The following is a 24,567-nucleotide window of genomic DNA, read 5'->3' on the forward strand; positions in this document are numbered from 1 at the left end:
ATGAGGGCGGTGACGACAGGCTTTGTCGCTGGGGCGGCGTGGCTGCAAACGCAGGCGGCGTTGCCGTCCGCGTCGGCCGGCTTGGCAGCGGGCCTTGTGCTGGCGGCTTGGCTGTTGGCGCGCTTGGCATGGCGGCGGTGGCGGCGGCAGACGTTCCGCCTCGGCGCCCGTTCCGGCATGGCGCTGCGGTGTGCGACATCGCTGTTGACGGGCGCTGTGATCGGATTTTTCTGGGCCGCGTGGCTGGCCCACCGCGTGCTGGCGCCGCAACTGTTGGCCGCCGACGAAGGCCGCGACTTCACATTGATCGGCACCATCGACAACCTGCCATACCGTTTCGACCAAGGCGTACGTTTCAATTTCGCAGTCGAACGTGTTCCAGGCGCGGCCCCGGGGACCGTGCCGCCGCATATTTCGCTGGCCTGGTATGCGGGCTTGCGCAACCAGCTGACGGAGGTCGGTGACGTGCAGCCGGGCGAGCGCTGGCAGCTCACCGTGCGCTTGCAACGCCCACATGGCAACGCGAATCCCTACGGTTTCGATTACGAAGCGTGGCTGCTGGAACAAGGCCTGCGCGCGACCGGCTATGTGCGGCCCGCGCCGCACAACCGGCGGCTGGACAGTTTCGTTTTCAGCACGGGCAATGTGATCGAGCACACCCGCGCGCTGCTGCGTGCGCGCATCCTGGCGGCGCTGCCGGACAAGCCATATGCCGGCGTGATCGTCGCGCTGGTGGTGGGCGACCAGCGCAGCATCGATCAATCGGACTGGAATGTCTTCAACCGCACAGGCGTGGGGCACCTCATCTCCATCTCCGGGTTGCATATCACGATGGTGGCGGGCCTGTTCGCGCTGGCCGCGTTCAATCTGTGGCGGCACTCGTTCTTCACGCGCGCGCAATTGCCCTTGCTGCTGCCAGCGCAGAAGGTGGCGGCGCTGGTGGGGGCGTCGGTGGCGTTGTTGTACGTGCTGCTGGCCGGCTTTGGCGTGCCGGCGGGACTTATACGTTGCGCAACACTTGATTTATAAAGGAAGCCGAAGATATTGTTGGGATACTTATCCATCTAGTGTGCTGTCGCTAGATGAAAGTTTGCTGTGGCAGATCAACAACGTTTTGCCCAAGCTGTTCGATTCTTTTCCAGCAGTAGACTTGCCCGCGAACTGAGAAAGCTATCACGTACTCGTGAGTACACCTCCGTATGCGATTGCCAAAGGGCTCTAGGGGGCAAGGAGGGCGAGGTTGAGGTTTTGTTTTTGGGCCGGCAATATACGTCTTCCGAAACGACCAGGCAGGTTGGAATGCGAGTGAATACGCAAGGACGCCTATGCGCCCAGCTGCTCACCTACTTTGCGCTAAAGTTACGGCTGTTGCGCCATAAAATGCGCTGCTGGAATTCTCAACGTAATTGCTCGGGTTTGACGGAAGAACCCAAGTTGCCACCACCAACAATCTTCCTGTTGAAGCTGGCGCGAGATTTATGCGATCTCTCGCCGCCTTGATGGCTTTCATAGCGCGCTCGCCGGGCTCGCTAGGCAGTCGTTGTGCACCGCCAAGGAGCAAGACTAGGGTATGAGATTGGTTGTACATGACGTCCGCTAGGGTGTCTGCCACCGTCAATTCGCCCATCCCGCTGGCCGGATCACATTCGCCCCCGCATCGTGCGCGAAGCAGCTGAGCGAGGTGCGGTAGCCCATTTTCAACCATGATATTCGCCGCATCGATCACTGCCACGAGCATCCCGCCGGCCTCCAACATTGAAGCTAGGTCCCAAAAAAATTGAGCGGACTCTTCGTTGGAACTCACCTGAACGAACACGCCGGAAGCCAATCCGCCATCGACTGCTCCTGGAAACAGCAATTGATCCGCTAGCTGACGCGCACTTATAGATGGATTTTTCATGTGTTGTCGTGACTGCTTACGTATTGGAAAACACTACATCGTATTCCCGCGCGCGACTATGTAGCGCAGGAGTCGAGGCAATCGTAATGATGACCTCAGTGAGGTCGAGAGTGGCATGAGAATTACTCTCACTATTGATGACAAACTGTATTATAAGGCCCTGAAACCGCTCAAAACAGGCCATTAGCCGACTAGATTAGCGCCCCTAAAGTCTCCAGCAAATCCAAGCGGATCACTAGAACAAGATGTTAGCGAGGGTTGACCTTCCCACTGTTGGAAGCATTATATTGCGTGTAAGGATTGGTGCTCTGGTCCGACCGATGCGATACAATGGGACTAATTCGCTCCTGCAAAATCCGACAGTCCATTTGATCCGATATACGCTAATTGAACGATAAATAGCATTTCCTTTATGAAGACTTCTCGCCTCGGGCGCTTTCTGACGGCCATCGTCGCTATCCTCAGCATGCTGTATATGCAGCTTGCCGTGGCGGCGTATGCGTGCCCAGGGATGCCAGGAGGAGGTCAAATTACCGCGACATCGGCTCACGCTAAGGTGGCCGACATGTCGAATTGCCAAGGCATGGATGCGGCGCAGCCGGCGCTCTGCCATCTATACGGACATGGCGAGCCCTCTAAGCAGTCGCTCGATAAACCCCCAGTGTCTGACGTGCCACCGTTCGTGCCGGTCGCGCTGGTATTGGACTTGCAGTTCTTCGACGTAGCATCAGTTTCTGATGCCAAACCTTACCTACAGGTCGCTTTGACGCGAACGACCGCCCCGCCTATCGCAATCCGAAATTGCTGTTTCCGCATTTAATTCCTCAGACTGCCTAGTTCGTCATCGCATCGCCAAAACTGGCGAGCGCGATGCTGTCCGTCGCATTCTGGAGGTACCATGTCATCCCCGTTATTCGTGCATTTCAATGCGCGCGCGCCCCGTCTTCACATGTTGTCGACGACCGCGCTCGCGCTCTCGTTACTCACCGCCGTCCATCTTGCGCTGGCGGCGCCGCTACCACTCACGCTGGGTGAGGCACAGCGGCAAGCTGTCGCCCGTTCGCTCCAGCTAAGTGCGCAAGATCAAGCAACCACCGCCGCACACGAAATGGCGGTCGCGGCGGGCCAACTACCCGACCCCGTCCTCAAGGTTGGCATCGACAATCTGCCCGTCAGCGGCTCCGACCGTCTCAGTCTAGGTAGTGATTTCATGACCATGCGCCGTGTCGGCATTTCGCAGGAATTGACGCGTGCCGACAAACTGCATTGGCGCTCCACGCGTCTTGAACGTGAAGCAGACAAGGCGCAGGCACAAAAGGACGTCGCCTTGGCGGCGATCCAACGCGATACCGCGATCTCTTGGTTAGATGTGTACTACACCGAACAGATGGCTGACGCTGTCGCCAAGCAAGCAGCCCTGTCGCGTCAGGAAATCGAGGCTGCCGAGGCCATCTACCGGGGCGGGCGCGGCAGCCAGGCTGACATCCTAGCGGCCCGCTCCGCCTTGCTCACGCTTGATGACCGAGGAAGCGAAATTGGACGGCGGCTTCGCGTTGCTCAAACCATGCTAGCCCGGTGGACCGGCGGCGCGGTTACCGTGGTTGGAGCGCCCGACATCGACAGCATCCGTCTGGATCTGGCTTCGCTCGACAGCGACCTGTCCCACCACCCGCAGATCGCGGTGTTGAACAGGCAGGAAGACATCGCGCAAGCGGAAGTCAATCTGGCCCAGGCGAATCGGCGAACAGACTGGAGCGTGGAGGTCGCGTTCCAACAACGTGGCTCGGCCTATTCGAACATGGTATCGATCGGCATTTCGGTGCCACTGCAGTGGGACAGGAAGAATCGGCAGGACCGCGAACTGGCCGCCAAGCTCGCGATGGTCGAACAAACCAAGGCCGAGCGCGATGAGATGCTGCGCGACCATGTTGCGGGGACCCGCGCCCTGGTCGCTGAGTGGCAGAGCGGCAAGGAGCGGGTTTCCCGATACAAACGTGAAGTGTTGCCGCTGGCAGGCGAACGCAGCCAAGTGGTGTTAGCCGCCTACCGGGGCGGAAAGGCGACGTTGGCCGAGGTGCTGGCAGCAAGACGCAGCGAGACGGAGGCACGTATGCAGGTGCTACAGCTCGAGCTCGATACTGCGCGGCTGTGGGCACAACTGAACTTCCTCTTTCCAGAAGGCGGAACCGCACAGCATGCCGCCATGAACAATCGACAGGAATCCAAATGAAGAACAACAAAAAAATACTCGTGTTGTTGATCGCTATAGCCGTCGCCACCGGCGGATACGCCTCCTACCGATTCGGCGTACAACAGGGGATGAAAGCCATGCCGGCCAATGACGCAGCGACAGCAGCCGCTCCTGGCGGGATCGGCAAGAAGCCACTCTACTGGCATGATCCGATGGTCCCTGGCCAGAAGTTCGACAAGCCCGGGAAATCGCCTTTCATGGATATGCAACTGGTGCCAGTCTATGGCGGTACCGATGGTGACGACGGCAGTGTCACCATCAGCCCTCGGGTCCAGCAGAATCTGGGCGTGCGGACGGCGATTGTCACTACCGGTAGGCTGTCATCAGGTGTGGTGGCGGTCGGCAGCGTCGCGTACAACGAGCGCGACGTGGCGCTGGTCCAGGCTCGCAGCAACGGGTTTATCGAGCGCTTGTACGTGCGCGCTCAGCTTGATCCAGTCAAGCAGGGACAGCCGCTGGCGGAATTGTACGTACCCGACTGGATTGCAGCGCAGGAGGAGTACCTGGCGGCCAGGCGTATGCAAGGCGGCGACACCGCATCTCTGGTCGACGGCGCCCGCCAGCGCATGCGGCTGGCCGGTATGACCGACGCACAGATCCGCTTGGTTGAATCGAGCGGCAAGGTACATCCCCGCACCACTATTTCAGCGCCCGTCAGCGGCGTCATCGCGGAGCTCGGCGCCCGCGAAGGCATGACCGTGGCGTCTGGGGCGCAGCTGTTCCGCATCAACGGCCTTTCCACCGTCTGGGTGAATGCGGACGTGCCCGAGAGCCTAGCGGCCCAAGTGCGGCCTGGTGACACAGTCGAGGCGCGCGCGGCGGCGCTGCCGGGAAGTATCTTCAAGGGCAAGGTCGGCGCGATATTGCCAGAAGTGAGCACCGCAACGCGCACGCTTAAAGCACGTATCGAACTGACGAACCCCGGTGGGCAACTGATTCCCGGCATGTTCGCTACGATCATCTTCGCGTCCAACCGAGGCGCCGACGTCTCGCTGGTGCCATCGGAGGCGGTGATCCAGACCGGCACGCGCAGCGTTGTGGTCCTGGCCAAGGAGGGTGGGAAATTCCAGTCGGTAGACGTAGAACTTGGTGGTGAAAGTAGCGGCTTTTACGAGGTTCGCAAGGGTCTGACCGCCGGGCAAAAAGTCGTTTTGTCAGGCCAGTTCCTTCTCGATTCAGAGGCCAGCCTGAAGGGAACGACGACCCGGATGGGGGATGCCCAGCCTCCCGGTTCAAACCCAGAGGTGCCACTCCATCACGGCGAAGGCAAAGTGGAGCGTATCGACAAGGACGAGATCACCATTTCCCATGGCCCGATAGCCACGCTGCAATGGGGCGCGATGACGATGGGGTTCAAGGTGTCGGCGGCAGGCCTGCCGCGCAATGTCGGATTGGGCGACCGGGTCGCGTTCGACATCAAGTCGCGCCAGGACGGTGTTTTTGAGATCGTCGCCATTTCGCCAATCGCGGACGCTCCTGCCGCCAACGACAAAGGCTTGGGCAGTATGACAAAGCCCAAGGCGCCAGAGGGAGCGAAGAAATGATCGCGAAACTGATTCGCTGGTCGATCACAAACCGCTTTCTGGTCTTGCTTGCGACCGTGTTTATCGCCGCTTGGGGAGTATGGTCGCTGGCGCGCACACCGCTCGACGCTATCCCAGACCTGTCCGATGTGCAGGTCATTATCCGTACGACCTATCCGGGACAGGCGCCGCAGATCGTCGAGAACCAGGTGACCTATCCGCTGACCACCACCATGCTGTCGGTGCCAGGGGCGAAAACTGTGCGCGGTTATTCCTTCTTCGGCGATTCCTTCGTCTATATCCTGTTCGAGGACGGCACCGATCCTTATTGGGCCAGGTCGCGCGTGCTTGAATACCTGAACCAGGTGCAATCCCGTCTGCCGGCGCAGGCGAAGACCGCGCTCGGTCCTGATGCTACCGGCGTGGGCTGGATTTACGAATATGCGTTGGTCGACCGCAGCGGCAAACTCGACCTGTCGCAGCTGCGCGCCTTCCAGGACTGGTTCCTGAAGTTCGAGCTCAAGGCGGTCCCGAATGTCTCCGAGGTGGCCAGCGTAGGCGGCATGGTACGCCAGTATCAGATTGTGCTCGATCCCGACAAACTGCGCGCCTATTCCATCCCGCACGGCAAGGTGATTGAGGCAGTGCAGCGCGCCAATCAGGAAACCGGTGGCTCCGTAATGGAGCTCGGCGAGGCTGAGTACATGGTGCGCGCGTCCGGCTATTTGCAGTCGCTCGACGACTTCCGGAAGATTCCGCTGATGACCACGGAAGCAGGAGTGTCGGTGCGCTTGGGTGACGTGGCACGCGTCCAGCTGGGACCGGAAATGCGCCGTGGTATCGCTGACTTCAACGGCGAAGGCGAAGTCGCTGGTGGCGTGATTGTCATGCGCTCCGGGAAGAACGCATTAGAAACCATCGAGGCTGTCAAGGCCAAACTGGCTAAGCTTAAATCGAGCCTACCGGCCGGCGTGGAGATCGTACCTGTGTATGACCGCTCCAACCTGATCAAACGCGCGGTCGACAATCTGGAGCACAAACTGATCGAGGAATTCATCGTCGTCGCGGTGGTCTGCGCCATCTTCCTGTTCCATATCCGCTCGGCGCTGGTGGCTATCGTATCGCTGCCGCTGGGGATACTGATCGCCTACATCGTGATGTCCTACCAAGGGGTGAATGCCAACATCATGTCGTTGGGCGGCATTGCGATTGCCATCGGCGCCATGGTCGATGCGGCAGTCGTGATGATCGAGAACGCCCACAAGCATATCGAGGCGTGGAATCACGCCCATCCAGGCCAGAAGCTGGCCGGGGATGCCCAATGGACGGTGATTGGCGATGCGGCGGCCGAAGTCGGCCCGGCGCTGTTCTTCTCGCTGCTGATCATTGTGCTGTCCTTCATTCCGGTGTTTACGCTGGAGGCGCAGGAGGGTCGTCTGTTCGCTCCGCTGGCCTTCACGAAAACCTATGCGATGGCGGCGGCGGCCGGCTTGGCGGTGACGCTGATCCCGGTGTTGATGGGCTACCTGATTCGTGGGCGCATCCCGGACGAACAGAAAAACCCGCTGAACCGGTGGTTGATCGCGCTTTACCGTCCCTTGCTGGAAATCGTGCTGCGACGTCCCAAAGCCACGCTGGTGGCGGCCGGTACGATTGCGCTCCTGACGATCTGGCCGATGTCGCGCCTGGGCGGTGAATTCATGCCGCCGTTGGATGAGGGCGACCTGTTGTACATGCCATCCGCCTTGCCGGGCATCGGCGCTGGCAAGGTGGCGCAGCTGCTGCAGCAGACCGACCGGCTGATCAAGACCGTGCCGGAAGTCCAAACCGTGTTCGGCAAGGCCGGCCGGGCCGAGTCTGCCACCGATCCGGCGCCGCTGGAGATGTTCGAGACGACGATCCAGTTCAAGCCGCGTGACCAATGGCGGCCCGGCATGACCACTGACAAACTGGTCGAAGAACTTGACCGCATCGTCAAAGTACCGGGCCTGTCCAACATCTGGGTACCGCCGATCCGCAATCGCATTGACATGCTGGCCACTGGCATCAAGAGCCCGGTGGGCGTGAAGGTGGCCGGCGTGAACCTGCAGGAGATCGACCGCATCACCGGGGAGATTGAACGGGTCGTCAAAGGCGTGCCAGGCGTGTCCTCGGCGCTCGCCGAACGGCTCAACGGCGGACGATACGTCGATATCCATATCGACCGCGACGCGGCGGCACGCTATGGCCTGAATATCGCCGACGTGCAGAGCATCGTGTCGAGCGCCATCGGCGGCGATAACATCGGCGAGACGGTCGAAGGCCTGCAACGCTTTCCGATCAATGTACGCTACCCGCGCGAGGTGCGCGACTCGGTCGAGAAGTTGCGCGAACTGCCGGTACTGACCGAGCGCGGCGCGCAAATACGACTGGGCGATGTGGCCACGATACGCATCAATGACGGTCCTCCGATGCTTAAGAGCGAGAATGCGCGCCTGTCGGGCTGGGTCTACGTGGACATCCGGGGGCGGGACCTCAGCTCTGCCGTTCACGAAATGCAGGAGGTCGTTGCCAAACAGGTGAAACTTCCGGCCGGCTATTCTGTGTCCTGGTCTGGTCAGTTCGAATATCTTGAGCGCGCTACAGCGAAGCTCAAAGTTGTCGTCCCCATGACTTTGCTCATCATCTTCGTTCTGTTGTACTTGACCTTTAAGCGCGTCGACGAAGCGGCGTTGATCATGGCGACCTTACCGTTCGCGCTGGCCGGCGGCATCTGGCTGCTATGGGCGCTTGGACACAATTTGTCGGTCGCAAGCGGCGTTGGCTTCATCGCCCTGGCGGGCGTATCCGCAGAATTCGGCGTAATCATGCTGCTTTATCTAAAGCATGCGTGGGAGGCCCGGCTGACGAAAGGCTCACCAGACGAGGCTGATCTGCTGGACGCTATACGCGAAGGCGCCGTGCTGCGTGTTCGACCGAAAGCAATGACGGTCGCCGTGATCATCGCCGGCCTGGTTCCGGTGATGATCGGAACGGGCACCGGGTCCGAAGTCATGCAGCGTATCGCGGCGCCGATGGTGGGCGGCATGATCACCGCGCCCTTGCTGTCGATGTTCGTGGTGCCGGCCGTCTATTTGCTGATCCGACGCAGGACTATTCGCGCTGCGGTCGCAGCGACGACAAGGAGCGATCAGCCATGAAGCGAATCGTCGCGTCGCGCACCGCAAGATACATCGTGTTTTGTCTGCAGTGCCTGTTCCTATTGGCCGGAGCGCCGTTGACCAGCGCCGCGCAGGGTGTGCCAGGCCAGATGGAATTGCGGAGCATACGCCCGGCAGACGCGGTGTCGCGGAATATGCCGGGAATGGGTTGCCGGTCGTTCGCCTTCTGCTGCCTGGCGCCGCCGGTCCCGGTACGGGTATCCGGTAGTTCAGAGCGATTGGAGCCCGAGAAAGTCATAGCAGAGTATCTGCTTGATGCCGACAGAGATACCTTTGCCGTGGCGCTGCGAATGGAGTCTTCGCCTACGGTGGCGCTGCGTGTGATGTATTGCTGTTGGCGAAACTAGATAGCAATCGCACTGCACCGATCCAATTTGATATGAGGTGTCGCCATGAACATGCTAAGACCAGCTTTATCGATGCTCACTGTCGCGTTTGCGCTCTCCGCATGCGCGACCGATGTTTCACCTTTGAGCAATCCACACCACTTGCGCCATCAGCAGTACAAGGGGGCGACGATGGCTCCCATTGCTACGCCACAGGTAGCGAAATCGGAGACGCCATGCCCATCCACGCAGGCGGAGAAATGAAGATTGCCATTTGCCGGCGGCGCGGGCCGCCGACAGATGGCTAAACGTATCACCACTTATTGCCGCCAGTGCCCAACAAAGGCCCTGAGCACTAACCAACCTAGATAGGAGTTCATCATGAACAAGCTCTTCACCACATTGACCACGATTGGCGCCGCCATGATCCTGACAGCTTGCGCCAGTACGGCAGGCCCGAAACGTCTTGTGCTGCCACTCGATCACGGCCCGCGCGCGCAAACAACGCCATGGGAAAACAAGCAACGCATTCTGCGTGCCGAACAGGAAGCGAAAGCCAAGGAGAATGCCGGGAAATCGTCGCAAGACCCGAATAAATAATTGCAGCTGGATTTTCCCAAGGGGCCCTCCCTTGGGAATTTTTGTGTGCAAGTCGCGAACAGAGTCGCATGCAAGATCCATCCCATTCAATCCTGGAGAACGGCTATGAACAAAACGACGAAACTGACGTCCATTCCCTTGTTGATGATATCCATGGGCGCGGCGTCAGCGCAAACGCCTAGTGCCGATTCGGCTAAACCTGAATCCGCCCCGGCGGCGCCAGCCTGGCCCGTATCGGGCATCTGGATGCCCCCCGATGCGAAGGACGCCGGTGCGCTGACGGGAGAAAGCTGGCTGTCGGGAGTGAAGGTACGCGGCTGGGTTGATGGGTATTACGTCAACAACCGCAACCGCCCTGACCGCGCCACCGTGGATATGAATCAGGGTGCGTCGGCGGTGAAGGGATCGAACGTCAGCATTGAAGGACGGACGTTCGACATTCAACGCAACCGCCCCTCGTTATCGCTTGCGGAAATCGAGATCGAGAAGATTCCCGCCCTTGGCGGATTCGGTTTCAAGCTCGATCTGGCTACTGGAGAGGCTCAGAGCACGATCGCGAACGCGATACGTGGAGCGATTGGTCCAACTGCCTCGCAAAGCACCATCGTCGGCCCTGGGAAAAACATCCAGCACGCTTCCATCAGTTATCTTGCGCCGATCGGTAGCGGTTTGCGTATTGATGCCGGCAAGCTAGTGACGCATATCGGCGCTGAAACGATCGAGACGGCGAAGAACTGGAATTATTCTCACGCGTTTTTCTATACCTACGCGATTCCGTTTCAGGACACTGGCGTGCGTCTGAATTATGCGTGGAGTGACACGCTATATACGGAACTCTATGTGGTGCAAGGCTGGAACGTTACGCGCGACAACAACTCGGGAAAAACCTGGGGCCCGAGCGTCGGTTGGACTCCGGCGCCCTGGTTGTCCATCGTTGCCAACTATTTGGAGGGACCGGAGCAGAACGACAACACCTCCAACCGAAGGAAGTTGTTCGACACACAGCTGACCGTCGGCCCATTTTTTGACCGGCTCACCTTCATGCTGAACTATGACCGGGCGAAGGAGGCACGTGTTCCGCCGACCAACAGCAGCGACGCGCGCTGGTCCGGAACGACGCTATATGCCAAGTACAAGATCAACGACACCTTCGAACCGACCGTACGGATCGAAGACTATCGAGACCCCGATGGCTTCACAACGGGGCTCGCTCAGACCATACGGGGATACACACTCACATGGAATACCAAGGTGGCGGTCGCGCCAACGACATTGATCATGCTGAGGCCCGAAGTGCGTTACGACCGTTCAAATGCAGATTTCTTCACCAATGGGAATCGGTTTCGCAGCGGACGATCACAACTTACGTACGGTATAGGAGCCACGTTGATTTTTTGATCGAATGTGCACAACTGATTCCCACTCAATCAACGGAATTCAATTTTTTCACCACTGAAAGGAAGCGCTATGAATCGCACAGCAACGTTTTCCCTGATCTTGGCGTTGGCCACATCCGGCTTCGCTAATGCACAGCAGCCCGGCAATATGAAGGGCGCGGAGAAGGACATGGACATGCAGAAATGTATGGATATGAAGGGCATGAAAGACAGCGACATGAAGGGCATGAACATGAAGGATATGGACATGCAGAAATGTAAAGCAATGATGGATGATAAAGGCGGCATGCGGTACGACAAGGATGCCAAGGCAGTGACCTACGAAGCCGAGGCCGTCGTGAGAGCGGTCGATCCATCCAATGGGCGAGTTATGCTCGCCCACGAAGCCGTCAAGACGTTGAACTGGCCCGCCATGACGATGAAGTTCGGCGTCAAAAACAAGTCGTTGTACGACCAGCTTGCGGTTGGCAAAAAGGTGCATGTTGAGTTCATGAAGGACGGTGAGAACTACGTCGTCACTGCCGTGAAGTAAGTGATAGCAGCGGCGAGCGCGGAATTCACCTTTTGCGACAACGGGCGAGGCATGTATGAATATGGGCGGACGTTGGATCCCCATCGAGGTCGCCAATCACCTCGTACTGCTCTGGGCGATTGAGGTAATACTGGTCATTGTCCTGCTTCTCTGGCTGCGACGTCAGATGCGCTCGCCGCGCTCGAACCAAGACAAGAATACCGCTGGGGTGTGCCGCAAGAAGATTAAGGCTCGGCGAAAGTAAGGAGGCGCAGGAAGGGTGTACCACGCGCAAAAGCACCGTCCATCGAGGACAGCGGTCGCGGAGATGCTGCGTCCTAGGCTATACTTTTGTCCTTAGATAATATGGTCTATTAATTAACCATTTCGCGTCCAGTGCGTATTTCCACTGGCGTTGATGCAATTTCGGGAGAACAATTTGGCCAATGCTTGCGGCGGTGCTCTGGATATCGGCTTCGCCTCGCTCAGCTATATTCAAGTCGGTATTTTGGGTGTCATTCAGGGAATCACTGAATTGTTACCCATTTCCTCAACCGCCCACATGCGCATAGTGCCGGCGCTACTCGGCTGGCGTGATCCGGGTTCCGCGTTTTCGGCCGCGATGCAATTGGCCGCATTGGCCGCCGTTGTGAGTTACTTTTGGCGCGATGTTGCGGCTGTGAGCACCGGCAGCGCCTCTGCTATTCGCCGCCGGGACTTCAACAGCCCATGGTTTCGCCTTGCGGTAGCGATCTGCCTGGCGACAATCCCGATCGGGCTGGCGGGGTTGGCACTGTCTTCCGTGTTGAATTCATGCGAGTCGCCTTTGCGAAGTTTAATGGTCATTGGTGTCTCGTCGGTGGCGATGGCAGTCTTGCTCGCCATTGCAGAAGTTGTTTGCCGCCATCGGCGCAATTTTGACCAGCTGCGCTTACGTGATGCGCTTATTGTCGGTGTTGCCCAGATTGGTGCGCTGATTCCCGGCATCTCGCGCTCGGGATCGACCCTAACCGCAGCGCTGTTTCTCAACTTCCGGCGTGAAGAGGCGGCCCGCCTGTCGTTTCTTCTTGGACTGCCCGCGATCGCATTGGCTGGGCTGAAGGAACTGTGGGTACTCTACCACGCCCACATTCCTGTGGAAGCGTGGGCCTTGCTCGGGTTCGGCCTGCTCGTGGCGAGTATCTCGGCATTCGTTGCGATCTGGGGTCTTATGCGATTCCTGGAACGATTTTCCGCTTGGCCGTTTGTCATTTATCGGGCAGCACTGGGAATTTTTCTGATCGTATCCGTTCAGGCGGGTGTTTTACGATGAAGGGGCCGCCGCCGTACTAGCGTTCAGGATCGATTCTTTGGCCATTGCATTCCAGATGCAGCGGCGAATTGGTAGGACAGAATTTACTTGACCTTCTAGTGGCTAGAAGGTGTTAAATGCGTAATGAGAATTATTTGCGGTGCTGCCTGATACTTAAGGTTCGCTTCCTCTTTGCCATTTAACAAGGGTTTTATGTCCATTTTCCGTTATTTCATTGTATTGAGCTTCCTCATCCTTTTTTCGCCTATGGCCGCGCATGCCGAGGGTGCAGAGGCGGAAAACAAGGCAAAGCAGATCTGGCAACTCCTCGACTACTTGGCCGTGGATTATGGTAAAGCGGTGCAAGACGGCAGCGTCAGGAGCGCCAGCGAATACGCTGAAATGCAGGAGTTCGCCAGGGCTGCGCAAGTGCAGTTAAAAGAACTGCCATCGAACGCCTCAACGCCGATGCTCATGAAGCAGGCCGATGATCTTCGCGTAACAATCGATCAAAAGGCCGCTGCTGCAGCTGTCGCAGTTCGCGCCCGCGCCTTGGCTTCCGGGCTGGTGGCAGCATATCCTGTGCCGATGGCACCGAAACGCGTCCCTGATATCAAGCGCGGCGAAACGCTATTCTTGGCGCAATGCGCTGCATGCCATGGTACCACCGGACACTCCGATGGCCCGTTGGCAGCAAAGCTCAATCCGCCGCCAATCGTCCTGGCCGACCATGGCCGCGCGCGCGAACGCAGCGTTTTCGCCCTTCAGCAGATCATTTCGCATGGCGTGGACGGAACAGCGATGCCGAGCTTTGCGCAGTTGAGCGAGGAGGACCGATGGGCGATCGCCTATTTCGCGTCTTCCCTGTCGTACACCGACAAGGAACGCCAGGCCGGCGCCAGCCTGTGGTCTTCGTCCCCGGAATTGCGGGCGAGTGTGCCAAGCTTGGCCAAGCTCAGCGAGCTGACTGAAACACAGCTTGCTGCCGAAGTCGGAGAACCGAATGCGGCCGCCTTACTGGCGTACTTGCGCAGCGCGCCAGCTAAGGCCGCCGGATTGTCGACGGATACGCTGCCATTAGCCAAGGAAAAACTGAAGGAGAGCCTGGCCGCTTTGACTCGCGGCGAAGCGGCGACGGCATCACGGCTAGCATTGTCGGCTTATCTCGATGGCTTTGAGCCGGTGGAGCCGGCGCTGGCGGCCAAGAATAAGACGCTCTTCGAAGAGACCGAGATTACGATGGGCAGTTTCCGCAATGCAGTTGTGGCCGGCGACATTCCAAAGGCAAAAAAAATCGAAGCGCGATTGCAAAATTTGTTGACCGACGCACAGGCGGCGCTCGCCGGCGCCAACGATCCGCTCTCGGCTTTCATGGGGGCGCTCACCATCTTGTTGCGGGAAGGACTAGAAGCGCTGCTTGTCGTCGTTGCAATGATCGCTTTCCTCAAGAAAGCCGACCGTCGCGATGTACTTCCCTACGTGCATGCGGGATGGATCACGGCGTTAGTCGCCGGTGGCGCCACTTGGGGAGTAGCTACCTATCTTGTTGATTTATCGGGTGCCAGTCGCGAAATGACCGAAGGATTTTCAGCCATATTTGCAGCCGTTGTGCTGCTAAGCGTGGGTATCTGGATGCACCAGAAGAGCATGGCTGGCCGTTGGCAGGCGTATGTGCGCGACAAACTATCGTCGGCGCTCAACAAGAGCTCAGCGCTCATGTTGTTTACCCTGGCTTTCGTCACGGTGTATCGCGAAGTGTTTGAAACGGTGCTGTTTTACGCGGCGCTGTGGACCGAGGGAAATGGCACCTATATGCTTGCAGGGTTGGGTTCAGGCATCGCAATTCTGGCTGTAGTGGCCATCGTGCTGCTGCGCTCGTCGGCTCGCTTGCCGATCAGCCAATTCTTTGCCTTCAGCTCGGCGCTGGTGGCCATCCTTGCCACCGTCTTGATGGGTAAAGGCGTCGCCGCTCTGCAAAAAGTGGGCGTATTCGCCAGCACTCCGATTGGTATTCCACGCATTGACCTGCTGGGACTCTATCCGTCGGTTCAAACCTTGCTGGCGCAATTGCTAATCGTGGCAGTCATTGTGGCGAGCGTTGCGTATAACGTTCGGTCGCAGAAACGCACGGCGTAGTTGCGCGCCGGCACGCCAGGTCCGTTACTCGGACTTGTCCAGCTCCAGGAGGATGCCACACTGGCGGGCCGGACGCGCGTCTCCGCATTGCGCTCGTAGCTGTTCGAGCTGCGATTGCAAACTTTTCAGTTCCCGGATGCGGGTCGCGACCTGACCAATATGCCTGTCGAGCAGCATATTGACCTCATCGCAATTGGCCTCAGGTGCATCGCGCAATGACAGCAGTATCCGGATCTCATCCAGCGCGATGTCCAGAGAGCGGCAATGCCGGATGAATTGCAGGCGCTTGATGTGCTCGTCGCCATACAGTCGATAATTTCCCGCAGAGCGAGCGGGCTGGGGCAGTAAACCCTCCTGCTCGTAGTAGCGTATTGTCTCTGCCGATGCGCCGGTCGCGGTGGCGAGCTGGCTGATTTTAAGACTTGCGGGGTGGGACATCGGATTCACCTTGATTGAACTGGATGCTAAGTTTGCTTGACCTTATAGTTACTATAGGGTTTCTAATCTCAGTATATCGCCAATTGAATTGGCTGACACGAATGGAATGGATCATATGCATTGTTGTGATAGCAAAAACACGTGCGGCCCGACGTTGGAGGCGGTCGAGGAAGGAACGGATACGGCGGGAGCCGAGGAAGCTGTTTTCTTGATTCAAAAGATGGATTGCCCGACGGAGGAGAAGCTCATTCGTGACAGGTTCAAAACGATGGCCGGCGTCGACAGCATGCAGTTCAATCTCATGCAGCGTGAATTGACGGTTCGGCACCGGTTGCAATCGACGCAGACGCTGCTCGAAGGGTTGACTGGACTCGGCCTTGACCCGGTGCTCAAGTCGGATTCGTTAGACGTAGACGCTGTGGCGCTTCAATCGGACCGTGCGGTCGCCGGTCCCCGGGTCCCTTTGTTGCAATGGATTCTGATGGGCCTTTCTGGCGCGGCCGCGATTGGATCCGAAGTACTGGCATGGACCAGTGGGACCGACGGTTCTTGGCCGGTCATCACGCTGGCGTTGCTCGCCATCGCCGCCGGTGGCGCCGATACGCTGCGCAAGGGGTGGATCGCGCTACGCCACTTTTCACTCAACATGAATTTTCTGATGTCGCTGGCCGTCATCGGCGCGGCCGTCATTGGCCAATGGCCCGAGGCGGCCACAGTCATCTTCCTGTTCGCGGTGGCCGAGATGATTGAGGCATTATCGCTTGACCGTGCGCGCAATGCGATTAAGCAATTGATGGCGATGACACCCGACACCGCCACGGTCCAGGGGCAGGACGGAACATGGATCGAGACGCCAGCCTCACAAGTCAAGGTCGCGGCGCAGGTACGCGTCCAGCCCGGTCAACGTCTCGCGCTTGATGGTGTCGTCACGCGCGGCCAAACAACGATCAACCAGGCTCCCATTACGGGCGAAAGTATGCCGGTAACGAAACACGCTGGTGACCCGGTATTCGCAGGGACGGTTAATGAGCACGGCGAGATCGAGTATCGAGTTAGCGCTGTCCAGAGTGATTCAACACTGGCCCGTATCGTGCGCAGCGTTGAACAGGCTCAAGGCGATCGCGCACCGACGCAGCGGTTCGTCGATGAATTTGCCCGGTACTATATTCCGGCAGTGGTGGCGCTCGCTGTTGTGGTGGCACTCATTGTGCCGCTCTTGCTGAGCGCTCCCTTTCAGCCGTGGCTCTATAAGGCGCTCGTCCTGTTGGTGATCGCCTGTCCATGCGCCTTGGTCATCTCCACGCCGGTGACGGTTGTCAGCGCACTTGCGGCAGCGGCCCGGCACGGAATATTAATCAAGGGTGGTGCATATCTAGAGCAAGGACATAAGCTCAAGGCTATCGCGCTCGATAAGACCGGCACCATCACTCTTGGACGGCCCTCTGTGACCGATACGCGTGTGCTGGATTCTGGCGACAAGGCTGCTTTACTCCGCCTTGCCGCAAGCCTTGCCATGCGTTCTAATCATCCGGTATCGGCGGCAGTGGTTGATGATTGGACCGCCGCCAATCCAGGCGACACCTTGCTCGATGTGGTCGACTTCATGGCGCTGCCCGGGCGCGGAGTCAATGGGGCGATCAACGGCGAATTCTATTACTTCGGCAATCAGCGGCTGATGCAGGAGCAAGGCATCGGCGGCGGCATGCTGGACACGGTGCTTGGAGAATACGAGCGGGGCGGAAAGAGTGTCGTCGTGCTGAGCTCGACCACTACACCGTTGCTCGTTCTGGCGGTGGCCGACACCATGCGCGATACCAGTGAGGCCGCGATTGCGGCAATGCGTGGCTTGGGCCTGCATGTGGTAATGCTGAGCGGTGACAACGCTTACGCTGCTGCAGCGATGGGGAGTCAGGCCGGAATCGGTGACGTGCGTGGGAATCTGCTTCCTGATGATAAACTCGCCGCCATCCACGAACTGCGTACACAGTACGGTTACATAGGCATGGTGGGCGACGGCATCAACGACGCCCCTGCGCTGGCCAGTGCTGACATCGGCTTCGCCATGGGCGCGGCGGGGTCTGACACGGCACTTGAAACTGCCGACGTTGCATTGATGGACGATGATCTCAGCAAGCTGGTCGCGTTTTTGCATCTAAGCTCACGCACACGTAAAGTACTGCGGCAAAACATCGGTTTCGCACTGTTGATCAAGGCCGTTTTCCTAGTGTTGGCCTTAGCGGGTCAAGCGACGTTGTGGATGGCGGTATTTGCGGATATGGGGGCCAGCTTGCTGGTTGTGTTCAACGCTTTGCGTATGTTGCGTAGCCTGGATCGATTTAACACACAGCACAGAGACGCTAACGCCACTTCGGCCTTTCCTTGATATGTTATGATTTTCCCGTGAAACGATTTCTCCTTATTCTGTTGTTGGTACTTGTACCGTTCCAGTTTGCCTGGGCAACGGCGGGATTGTATTGCCAACACGAAACGGGGGCGACCAGCGTGCATTTTGGTCATCATGCCCACCAACATCAGGGCAAAGCCGATACATCGAACGCCAAAGCCAAGCTGGGCAAGATCGATCTCGACTGCCCCTCGTGCCACGGTGTTGGCTGTGCATTGTTCTTAACGCACGTCGAACCCGTCACCGTCCCGCTCGATAAAACCGCAGCCGAACCGCGTGTTCTGCTGTACACCTCCCATATCCCGGACGGCCCGCGTAGGCCTGACCGCTCTCCCGTCGCTTAAGCCGACGGGACATTCCTTATTGCTTTATTAGTTCGCTACCTGCGAGCTGGTGTCTCGTCGAATTCTTTTCCCATGGTCCTTGGAGAATTCGATGTACAAACTATTACTGCCGCTTGGCTTAGCGGCGGCTGTCGCTGGCCAGCCGGTGATCGTATTGGCGCAAGTTCTAGCGTTGCCGCTCGTCCACGATGGGGCGCAATCGCCTGTCACCTCTGTGCAACCTACGGTGCTGAACCTTGACCAAGCGCTCGAACTAGCCGATCGCGTCAGCGTTGATATTCGTCAGACGGCCTCCAATCGCGATGCTTTATCGGGTGACTTGTCGGACGCCTCACATCTGCTATGGAACAATCCAAAGCTGAACGCGGAAAGAGTCCGCCGCGAGGTGCCCGCGCAAGGTCTGTCTACCACGCGCCAACGTGAATGGAGCGCCTCATTCGAGCAGACGTTCGAAATCGCGGGCCAGCAAGGGTATCGCCGCCGCGCTGCGCAAGCGCAACTGGCGGCGCATGGCGCAACGCTGGACGAAACGCGTCGTGCTGTGTTGGCCGAAGTGGAGACTTCTTTCGTCGAAGTACTCGCCCTGCAGGAGCGGGTCCAGACCGAGAACGCCTCGTTGGGCCTGATTCAAAACACGGCACAGTCGGTGGAGAAGCGCGTGGTGGCGGGTGAAGATAGCCGCCTCGATGGCAATCTCGCCCAAGTCGAGGCGGTGCGCGCCCGTAACCAGATTGGTGTACTTCAAGAGCAATTGATCGAAGCGCGCCAGCGCCTTGCCGAATTATTACAATTGCCGGCGGGAGCACTACCCATCGCGGATGGCACACTCGATGTCGGCCAGGCCAAACAGTACACGTTGGCCGATCTGCTGTCGCGCGCTAGTCAGCGTCCGCTGCTGCGCGCGCTGGACAACAAGCAGGACGCTGCTCGCAACAGGTTATCGCTGGAACGGGCCACACGTTATCCGGACGTGACGGTCGCTGTATCTACCTCGCGCGAGGGACCGGTCGGCGCGCAGGAGCGTCTGACGGGCGTGAGCATGTCGATCCCACTCCCATTGTTCCATCAGAACGCTGGCGCAATTGGCCGGGCATCGACGGAACTGAAGCAAATCACGATTGAGCGTGAGACCGCAGTACGCGACAGCCAAGCCGCTGTCGCGGCGCTATGGCAACGGATGCAAAGCCTCACGGAACGCGTCAGGGCGTTGCGCTCATCGATCTTGCCCACACTGGAACAAAACCAGGAGTTGTCAAAAAAATCGCTGCAGGCTGGAGAAATCAGCATTGTGCAGCTTCTGTTGGTTAACCGCCAGCTGCTCGACGGCCGAAAGGACCTGATCGACGCCGAACGGGAATTGCGCGTGACCGACATCGCGCTGCGAACCGCCGCAGGCCTGCTATCACGACCATGAACTTCTTGTCCAACGCTCAGAACAAAAATGGAAACCCCATCACCATGCCAAACAAACACAAATATCGGCTCTCTCTGCAGCTTGTTCTAATCTCGGCCATTTTCGCAGGCTGCAGCAAAGATAAACCGTCGGCCCCTCCTGACAAAGCGCCAATTGCGGAGAAGGCGGAGGCTGGCGGCGACAAGGTCGTCACGCTTAGCGCCGACGAAGGCGCTACTTCCGGGGTGCACACAGCCGTGCTGGAACAGCAAATTTTTGCCGATCAGCTTACGGTGACGGCGACCATCGAGCCTGCGCAGGACCGCTACGCGAGCATCGCGCCGCGCATATCCGGAAAAGTGAACAGGGTGATGGTCGGCCTTGGGGAGCAAGTCCGCGCGGGGCAATCGCTCGCCCTGGTCGACAGCATCGAGGCGGGCGAGGCGCAATCGGCGTATGCCCAAGCCGTGACGGAATTATCCGTGGCAAGGTCGGCCGCCGAGCGCGCGGAACGACTGCAAGCTGATCAGATCATCCCGCAGAAGGATGTTCTGCGCGCCCAGGCCGACCTCGAAAAAGCGAAAGCGATCGCCCGCGCGGCTGGTGATCGTCGCCACGCGCTAGGCCTGAACGGCCGCGACGGTGAAACGAGCAAGACACCATCGATTTTTCCGGTAACGGCGCCGTTCGCAGGTACCGTCGTCGACAAGAAGGCCGTACTCGGCGAGCTGGCGCAGCCCGACAAGCCACTCTTTGCGATCGCGGACATGTCACACGTCTGGATTGAAACCAATCTGTTCGAAAAAGATTTGGCAAGAGTCAAGCCAGGCGCACAAGCGGTCGTCACTGTCGCTGCGTATGGCAGCGAAGCGTTCCGTGGGAAAGTCACCTACATCAGCAGTGTGATGGACAAGGAGACCCGAACGGTGAAGGCCCGCGTTGAAGTACCCAATCCAGAAGGTAAGCTTAAGCTCGGCATGTTCGCCAGCGCGGCCATTTCGACGGAGGGGAGCCAAAAAGCCCTGATGTTGCCGAATGAAGCGGTGGTGCTCGTCCAAGGGCAACCAACGGTGTTCGTCAAGCGCGGCGAAGGTTTCGACACGCGAGCAGTGGAGCTTGGCGACAAGCGCCAGGGCCTGGTTGAAATCAAGGGCGGCGTCAAGACCGGTGAAACGGTGGTGACCCAGGGCGCCTATGCGCTTAAGGCCAAGCTGCTCAAGTCGCAGATCAGCGCGGATTAAGGGGACGACATGCTCAATTCTATTGTTGACCTCTCACTGCGCTATAAGGTGCTCGTCATCGTCGGCTTTCTGATTGTCGTTATGATGGGCGCGCTGGCCTGGCGCGACTTGCCGGTCGATGCGTTTCCGGACGTGACACCCATCCAGGTGAACATTTATACGGAGTCGCCGGGCCTTGCGGCCGAAGATGTCGAGAAGTTGCTGACAACGCCGGTGGAGACATCGATGGCGGGATTGGCCGGGGTGGAAGCGATTCGCTCAGTGTCGCTGTTCGGCCTGTCGTACGTCAGCGTCAATTTTAAAGACAACGTCGATATCTATTTTGCGCGCCGGCTGGTGGGCGAAAAGCTCCTGGAAGCCAAGCAGCGCATACCGGACGGCTACGGCGAGCCAACTATGGGGCCGAACAGTTCTGGGCTGGGCCAGGTGTTCTGGTACACGGTGGAGTCGGTCGACCAGAACATGACGACGATGGATCTGCGCACGCTGCACGACTGGGATATCCGCCTGAAGCTTCGCACCGCTCCTGGTGTGGATGACGTGAGTTCTTGGGGCGGCGACGAGAAGCAGTACCAAGTGCTGATCGACCCGAACAAGCTGATTAAGTATGGCTTGAGTTTGAAAAGTGTCATGGAAACGCTGACGGCGAACAATCGCCAAGTGGGCGGCCAGTATCTGAACGTAGGACAGGAACAATATCTGGTGCGCGGTCTGGGCCTGGTAGCAAACGCAAGCGATATCGGGAACGTGGTACTGGCGACACATCAAGGCACGCCCATTTATGTGCGCGATGTCGCTCAGGTGAAGGAAGGTGCATCTTTGCGCTCGGGAGCCGTGACGAAAGACGGGAAAGAGGTGGTCCTCGGCATGGCGCTACAGCGGCTCGGTGAGAACGCCAAAAATGTTGTCGCCGAGGTCAAGCAGAAGTTGAAGTCGACGCAGCAGGCGTTGCCGAAAGGCGTAACCATCAATCCGGTCTACGATCGTACCGACCTGGTGGACAAGGCGGTCAAAACGGCGGAAAGCGCGCTGGTGGAAGGATCCATCCTGGTGGCTGTAATCCTATATCTGTTCCTTGGCGAGATTCGCTCGGCGGTGGTTGTGATCGTCGCGCTACCACTGGCCATGCTGATTAGTTTTATCATGATGCAGCAATGGGGCTTGTCAGCCAATCTGATGTCACTGGCGGGCCTTGCGGTAGGTATCGGGATGATGGTCGACGGCGCCGTGGTGATGGTCGAAAATGGATTCCGGCTGCTATCTCATCATGCTGAATCGGGCCGTCCGATTAACAAGACGCATATCATCTTGCAGGCCGCCCGCGAGGTGATCAATCCGGTTGCGTTCGCGATCCTCATTATCATCGTGGTCTTCCTGCCGCTATTTTCCCTCACCGGCCTGGAGGGCAAGATGTTCAAGCCGATGGCGCTGACCATCACATTCGCCATGGTCGGGTCGTTGATCCTGACAATGACACTCGTTCCAGTGCTTTCCGCGTTGATTCTTAAAGCAAAAAAAGAGAAGGATACCTTCGTCGTCGCTGCGGCCAAGCGCCTTTACCTGCCGTTGCTCGACCGCGCTCTCGACAACAAGAAGATCGTGGTCAGCGGTGCGGTTGGCTTGCTAGTGGCCTCGCTCGCGCTTATCCCCTTCCTAGGCAAAGAATTCATGCCCTCCTTGCAGGAGGGCGGCATTATGTTCCGAGTCACTAGCATCCCGTCCACATCTCTGGACGAATCGATCCGTATATCCAAACAACTCGAAGCGAGTCTGAAGGAGTTTCCCGAGACGGCATCCTCGTTGGCGATGATTGGCCGGGCCGAGAAGGGAGAAACAGCGGATGTGAACTACATGGAACTGCTTGTCAACCTCAAGCCGCAGAGTGACTGGCCCAAGAAGAAGGCTGTCCCGGACTTGGCCAAGGAGATGCAAGTTGCGCTTGAACGAAAAGCGCCGACTGCAGTAATCGCCGCAACGCAGCCGATCCAGATGCGTATCGAAGAACTGATTTCGGGTGTGCGGGCGACGCTAGCCTTAAAAATCTATGGTGAGGACTTAAATACGCTCGATCGCCTGACAAGTCAGATGAAGGAAGTATTGGAAAAAGTGCCTGGTGCCGCCGACCTATCGTTGGAGGCCAACAAGGGCAAACCCCAGCTCATCATCAAGGTCGACCGTGAAGCGGCGTCCCGTTACGGTATCAATGCCGATGACATTCTCAATGTCGTACAGGCGGGCATTGGCGGAAAGGCTGTCTCTACGCTTATCGATGGATCGAAGCGCTTTGACATCCAGGTATGGCTGGGTGGTGAATTCCGGAACAGCGTGGAGGCGATATCCTCGATTCCGATTCGTAGCGAAAATGGCGCGCTCGTGCCGCTGGGGCGCGTCGCCGCGCTTGAAGTGGACGAGGGCTATTCATTCGTGCGGCGCGAGCAGTTACAGCGATATGCCGTCATCCAGATGGACGTGCAAGGGCGTGACGTGAACAGCTTTGTGCAGGAGGCACAGCAAAGAATCGCCGCACAAGTGAAGATCCCGACTGGGTATGTGATGGAATGGGGCGGCGCGTTTGAAAACCAGAAGCGTGCAATGACCAAGCTGGCCATCATCGTTCCTCTGACGATAGGATTGATCTTCATCCTCTTGTACACCGCCTTCAATTCGCTCACGTACGCCACACTTATCATCGCCAATGTGCCTTTCGCGACCATTGGCGGTGTTGTCGGGCTGTTCGTTACTGGTCAGTATCTGTCGGTACCCTCTGCAATTGGCTTCATTGCCGTATTCGGCGTTGCCATGCTCAACGGGATCGTGCTCGTGACCTTCCTCAATGAGCAACTGGAGCAAGGACTGAGTGTGCGCGAAGCCGTGCGCCAAGGAGCGGCGCTACGCCTGCGCCCAGTATTGATGACCGCGTCGATCGCCATCTTTGGCTTGGTGCCAATGCTGCTGTCTTCCGGTGTTGGGGCGGAAACTCAACGACCGTTGGCCACGGTCGTCGTGGGCGGCCTCTTCACTTCCACCGCCTTGACCTTGCTGTTGCTACCGCTGCTGTACGAATGGGTCGAGAACCGTCGAGAACGTAAGGCGCTCGCGGCGTCCATGCCACAGACAACGACGGCGACAGTGTGACGTTCGGCGCCGACGACATCGGCGGCTCTACCTTTCCAGACCAGGAGGTCTATATGAAACAGCTCAAAGCATTCATCCACCCGCACCGCGTGCGCTTCGTCACGGAAGCGCTGCGCAACTCAGGATTGTGCGACATCAGCAACGGGGTCGGTTGCTACAACCTCACCGTTTCCACCGTTCAACGCCTTTATTCGGGCAATGATCAGGGGCAACAGCACTATTCGCTCGACTTGGCCGAGCCGGTGGTCGCGGAAGCGAAGTTGGAATTGATTTGCGAGGATGACTTGGCACCGCAACTGGTGTCATTGATCGTCCAGGCCGGCAAGCCCAGCAAGGGCTGGGTATTTACGACAACCATCGATGCGGTTGCCGAAATAGCGGGCGCTTAGAGTCGCGGGTATGAGACTACGCCCTCGACGCCTCAGAGTTCATGCGGGCGAAGGCATGTCCTCTGAAAGGAAGGGACACAACGTCCGC

18 protein-coding genes are annotated in these 24,567 nt (G+C 58.4%); 16 read left to right on the top strand and 2 right to left on the bottom strand.

Annotated features, from left to right (window positions below; genetic code table 11):
- Complete coding sequence (locus DUGA2_RS22615) at positions 1-1,029, top strand: ComEC/Rec2 family competence protein (protein WP_083296423.1); 1,029 nt, start codon at positions 1-3, stop codon at positions 1,027-1,029.
- A 310-nt stretch (positions 1,030-1,339) separates the two neighbouring features.
- Here the strand turns inward: DUGA2_RS22615 and DUGA2_RS33680 are convergent, their stop codons facing one another.
- Positions 1,340-1,900 carry a hypothetical protein gene (locus DUGA2_RS33680; protein WP_141753346.1) on the bottom strand — a complete coding sequence of 187 codons (561 nt, stop codon included), beginning with the start codon at positions 1,898-1,900 and terminating at the stop codon, positions 1,340-1,342.
- Between the two features lie 412 nt (positions 1,901-2,312).
- Between DUGA2_RS33680 and DUGA2_RS22620 the strand changes: the two genes are divergently transcribed.
- The 9 genes from DUGA2_RS22620 (at position 2,313) to DUGA2_RS22660 (ending at position 15,135) form a co-directional block, all read left to right on the top strand.
- Complete coding sequence (locus tag DUGA2_RS22620; protein WP_070271709.1) at positions 2,313-2,720, top strand: hypothetical protein; 408 nt, start codon at positions 2,313-2,315, stop codon at positions 2,718-2,720.
- A gap of 78 nt (positions 2,721-2,798) precedes the next feature.
- Positions 2,799-4,130 carry a TolC family protein gene (locus DUGA2_RS22625; protein WP_229214753.1) on the top strand — a complete coding sequence of 444 codons (1,332 nt, stop codon included), beginning with the start codon at positions 2,799-2,801 and terminating at the stop codon, positions 4,128-4,130.
- The gene (locus tag DUGA2_RS22630) at positions 4,127-5,695 is read left to right on the top strand and encodes an efflux RND transporter periplasmic adaptor subunit (RefSeq protein WP_070271711.1); all 1,569 of its coding nucleotides are present in this window, start codon (positions 4,127-4,129) and stop codon (positions 5,693-5,695) included. Before DUGA2_RS22625 ends, DUGA2_RS22630 begins: the two co-directional genes overlap by 4 nt.
- Positions 5,692-8,853, top strand: coding sequence for an efflux RND transporter permease subunit (locus DUGA2_RS22635; RefSeq protein ID WP_008448009.1), 3,162 nt, complete (start codon positions 5,692-5,694; stop codon positions 8,851-8,853). The genes DUGA2_RS22630 and DUGA2_RS22635 overlap by 4 nt, the downstream gene beginning before the upstream one ends.
- Before the next feature lie 728 nt (positions 8,854-9,581).
- Positions 9,582-9,800, top strand: a complete 219-nt coding sequence (locus tag DUGA2_RS33685; RefSeq protein ID WP_008448012.1) for a hypothetical protein — start codon at positions 9,582-9,584, stop codon at positions 9,798-9,800.
- 105 nt (positions 9,801-9,905) lie between these two features.
- A complete protein-coding gene (locus DUGA2_RS22640; protein ID WP_070359617.1) occupies positions 9,906-11,198 on the top strand; it encodes an outer membrane beta-barrel protein in 1,293 nt (430 codons plus the stop codon).
- 69 nt (positions 11,199-11,267) lie between these two features.
- On the top strand, positions 11,268-11,729 hold the full coding sequence (locus DUGA2_RS22645; RefSeq protein ID WP_008448015.1) for a copper-binding protein: 462 nt from the start codon (positions 11,268-11,270) through the stop codon (positions 11,727-11,729).
- A 418-nt stretch (positions 11,730-12,147) separates the two neighbouring features.
- Entirely contained in the window at positions 12,148-13,020 is an 873-nt protein-coding gene (uppP, locus tag DUGA2_RS22655; RefSeq protein WP_043480800.1) for an undecaprenyl-diphosphatase UppP, read from the top strand.
- A 192-nt stretch (positions 13,021-13,212) separates the two neighbouring features.
- Entirely contained in the window at positions 13,213-15,135 is a 1,923-nt protein-coding gene (locus tag DUGA2_RS22660; protein WP_008448018.1) for a cytochrome c/FTR1 family iron permease, read from the top strand.
- A gap of 24 nt (positions 15,136-15,159) precedes the next feature.
- Here the strand turns inward: DUGA2_RS22660 and cadR are convergent, their stop codons facing one another.
- The gene (cadR, locus tag DUGA2_RS22665) at positions 15,160-15,573 is read right to left on the bottom strand and encodes a Cd(II)/Pb(II)-responsive transcriptional regulator (protein WP_008448020.1); all 414 of its coding nucleotides are present in this window, start codon (positions 15,571-15,573) and stop codon (positions 15,160-15,162) included.
- 115 nt (positions 15,574-15,688) lie between these two features.
- Between cadR and DUGA2_RS22670 the strand changes: the two genes are divergently transcribed.
- From DUGA2_RS22670 to DUGA2_RS22690, 6 genes are all read left to right on the top strand, one after another.
- Positions 15,689-17,956 carry a heavy metal translocating P-type ATPase gene (locus DUGA2_RS22670; protein ID WP_070271774.1) on the top strand — a complete coding sequence of 756 codons (2,268 nt, stop codon included), beginning with the start codon at positions 15,689-15,691 and terminating at the stop codon, positions 17,954-17,956.
- A gap of 17 nt (positions 17,957-17,973) precedes the next feature.
- A complete protein-coding gene (gene czcI / locus DUGA2_RS32875) occupies positions 17,974-18,321 on the top strand; it encodes a cation efflux protein, CzcI family (RefSeq protein ID WP_071658964.1) in 348 nt (115 codons plus the stop codon).
- 91 nt (positions 18,322-18,412) lie between these two features.
- Complete coding sequence (locus DUGA2_RS22675; protein WP_083296424.1) at positions 18,413-19,735, top strand: TolC family protein; 1,323 nt, start codon at positions 18,413-18,415, stop codon at positions 19,733-19,735.
- Positions 19,732-20,955, top strand: coding sequence for an efflux RND transporter periplasmic adaptor subunit (locus DUGA2_RS22680; RefSeq protein ID WP_070271713.1), 1,224 nt, complete (start codon positions 19,732-19,734; stop codon positions 20,953-20,955). The genes DUGA2_RS22675 and DUGA2_RS22680 overlap by 4 nt, the downstream gene beginning before the upstream one ends.
- A 9-nt stretch (positions 20,956-20,964) precedes the next feature.
- A complete protein-coding gene (locus DUGA2_RS22685) occupies positions 20,965-24,090 on the top strand; it encodes an efflux RND transporter permease subunit (protein ID WP_008448027.1) in 3,126 nt (1,041 codons plus the stop codon).
- Positions 24,087-24,479 (top strand): P-II family nitrogen regulator, encoded by a 393-nt coding sequence (locus DUGA2_RS22690; RefSeq protein ID WP_210402592.1) that lies wholly within the window; start codon positions 24,087-24,089, stop codon positions 24,477-24,479. The genes DUGA2_RS22685 and DUGA2_RS22690 overlap by 4 nt, the downstream gene beginning before the upstream one ends.
- The last annotated feature ends 88 nt before the right edge of the window (positions 24,480-24,567 follow it).

The organism is Duganella sp. HH101 (assembly GCF_001758795.1).
Lineage (GTDB): Bacteria > Pseudomonadota > Gammaproteobacteria > Burkholderiales > Burkholderiaceae_D > Rugamonas > Rugamonas rivuli.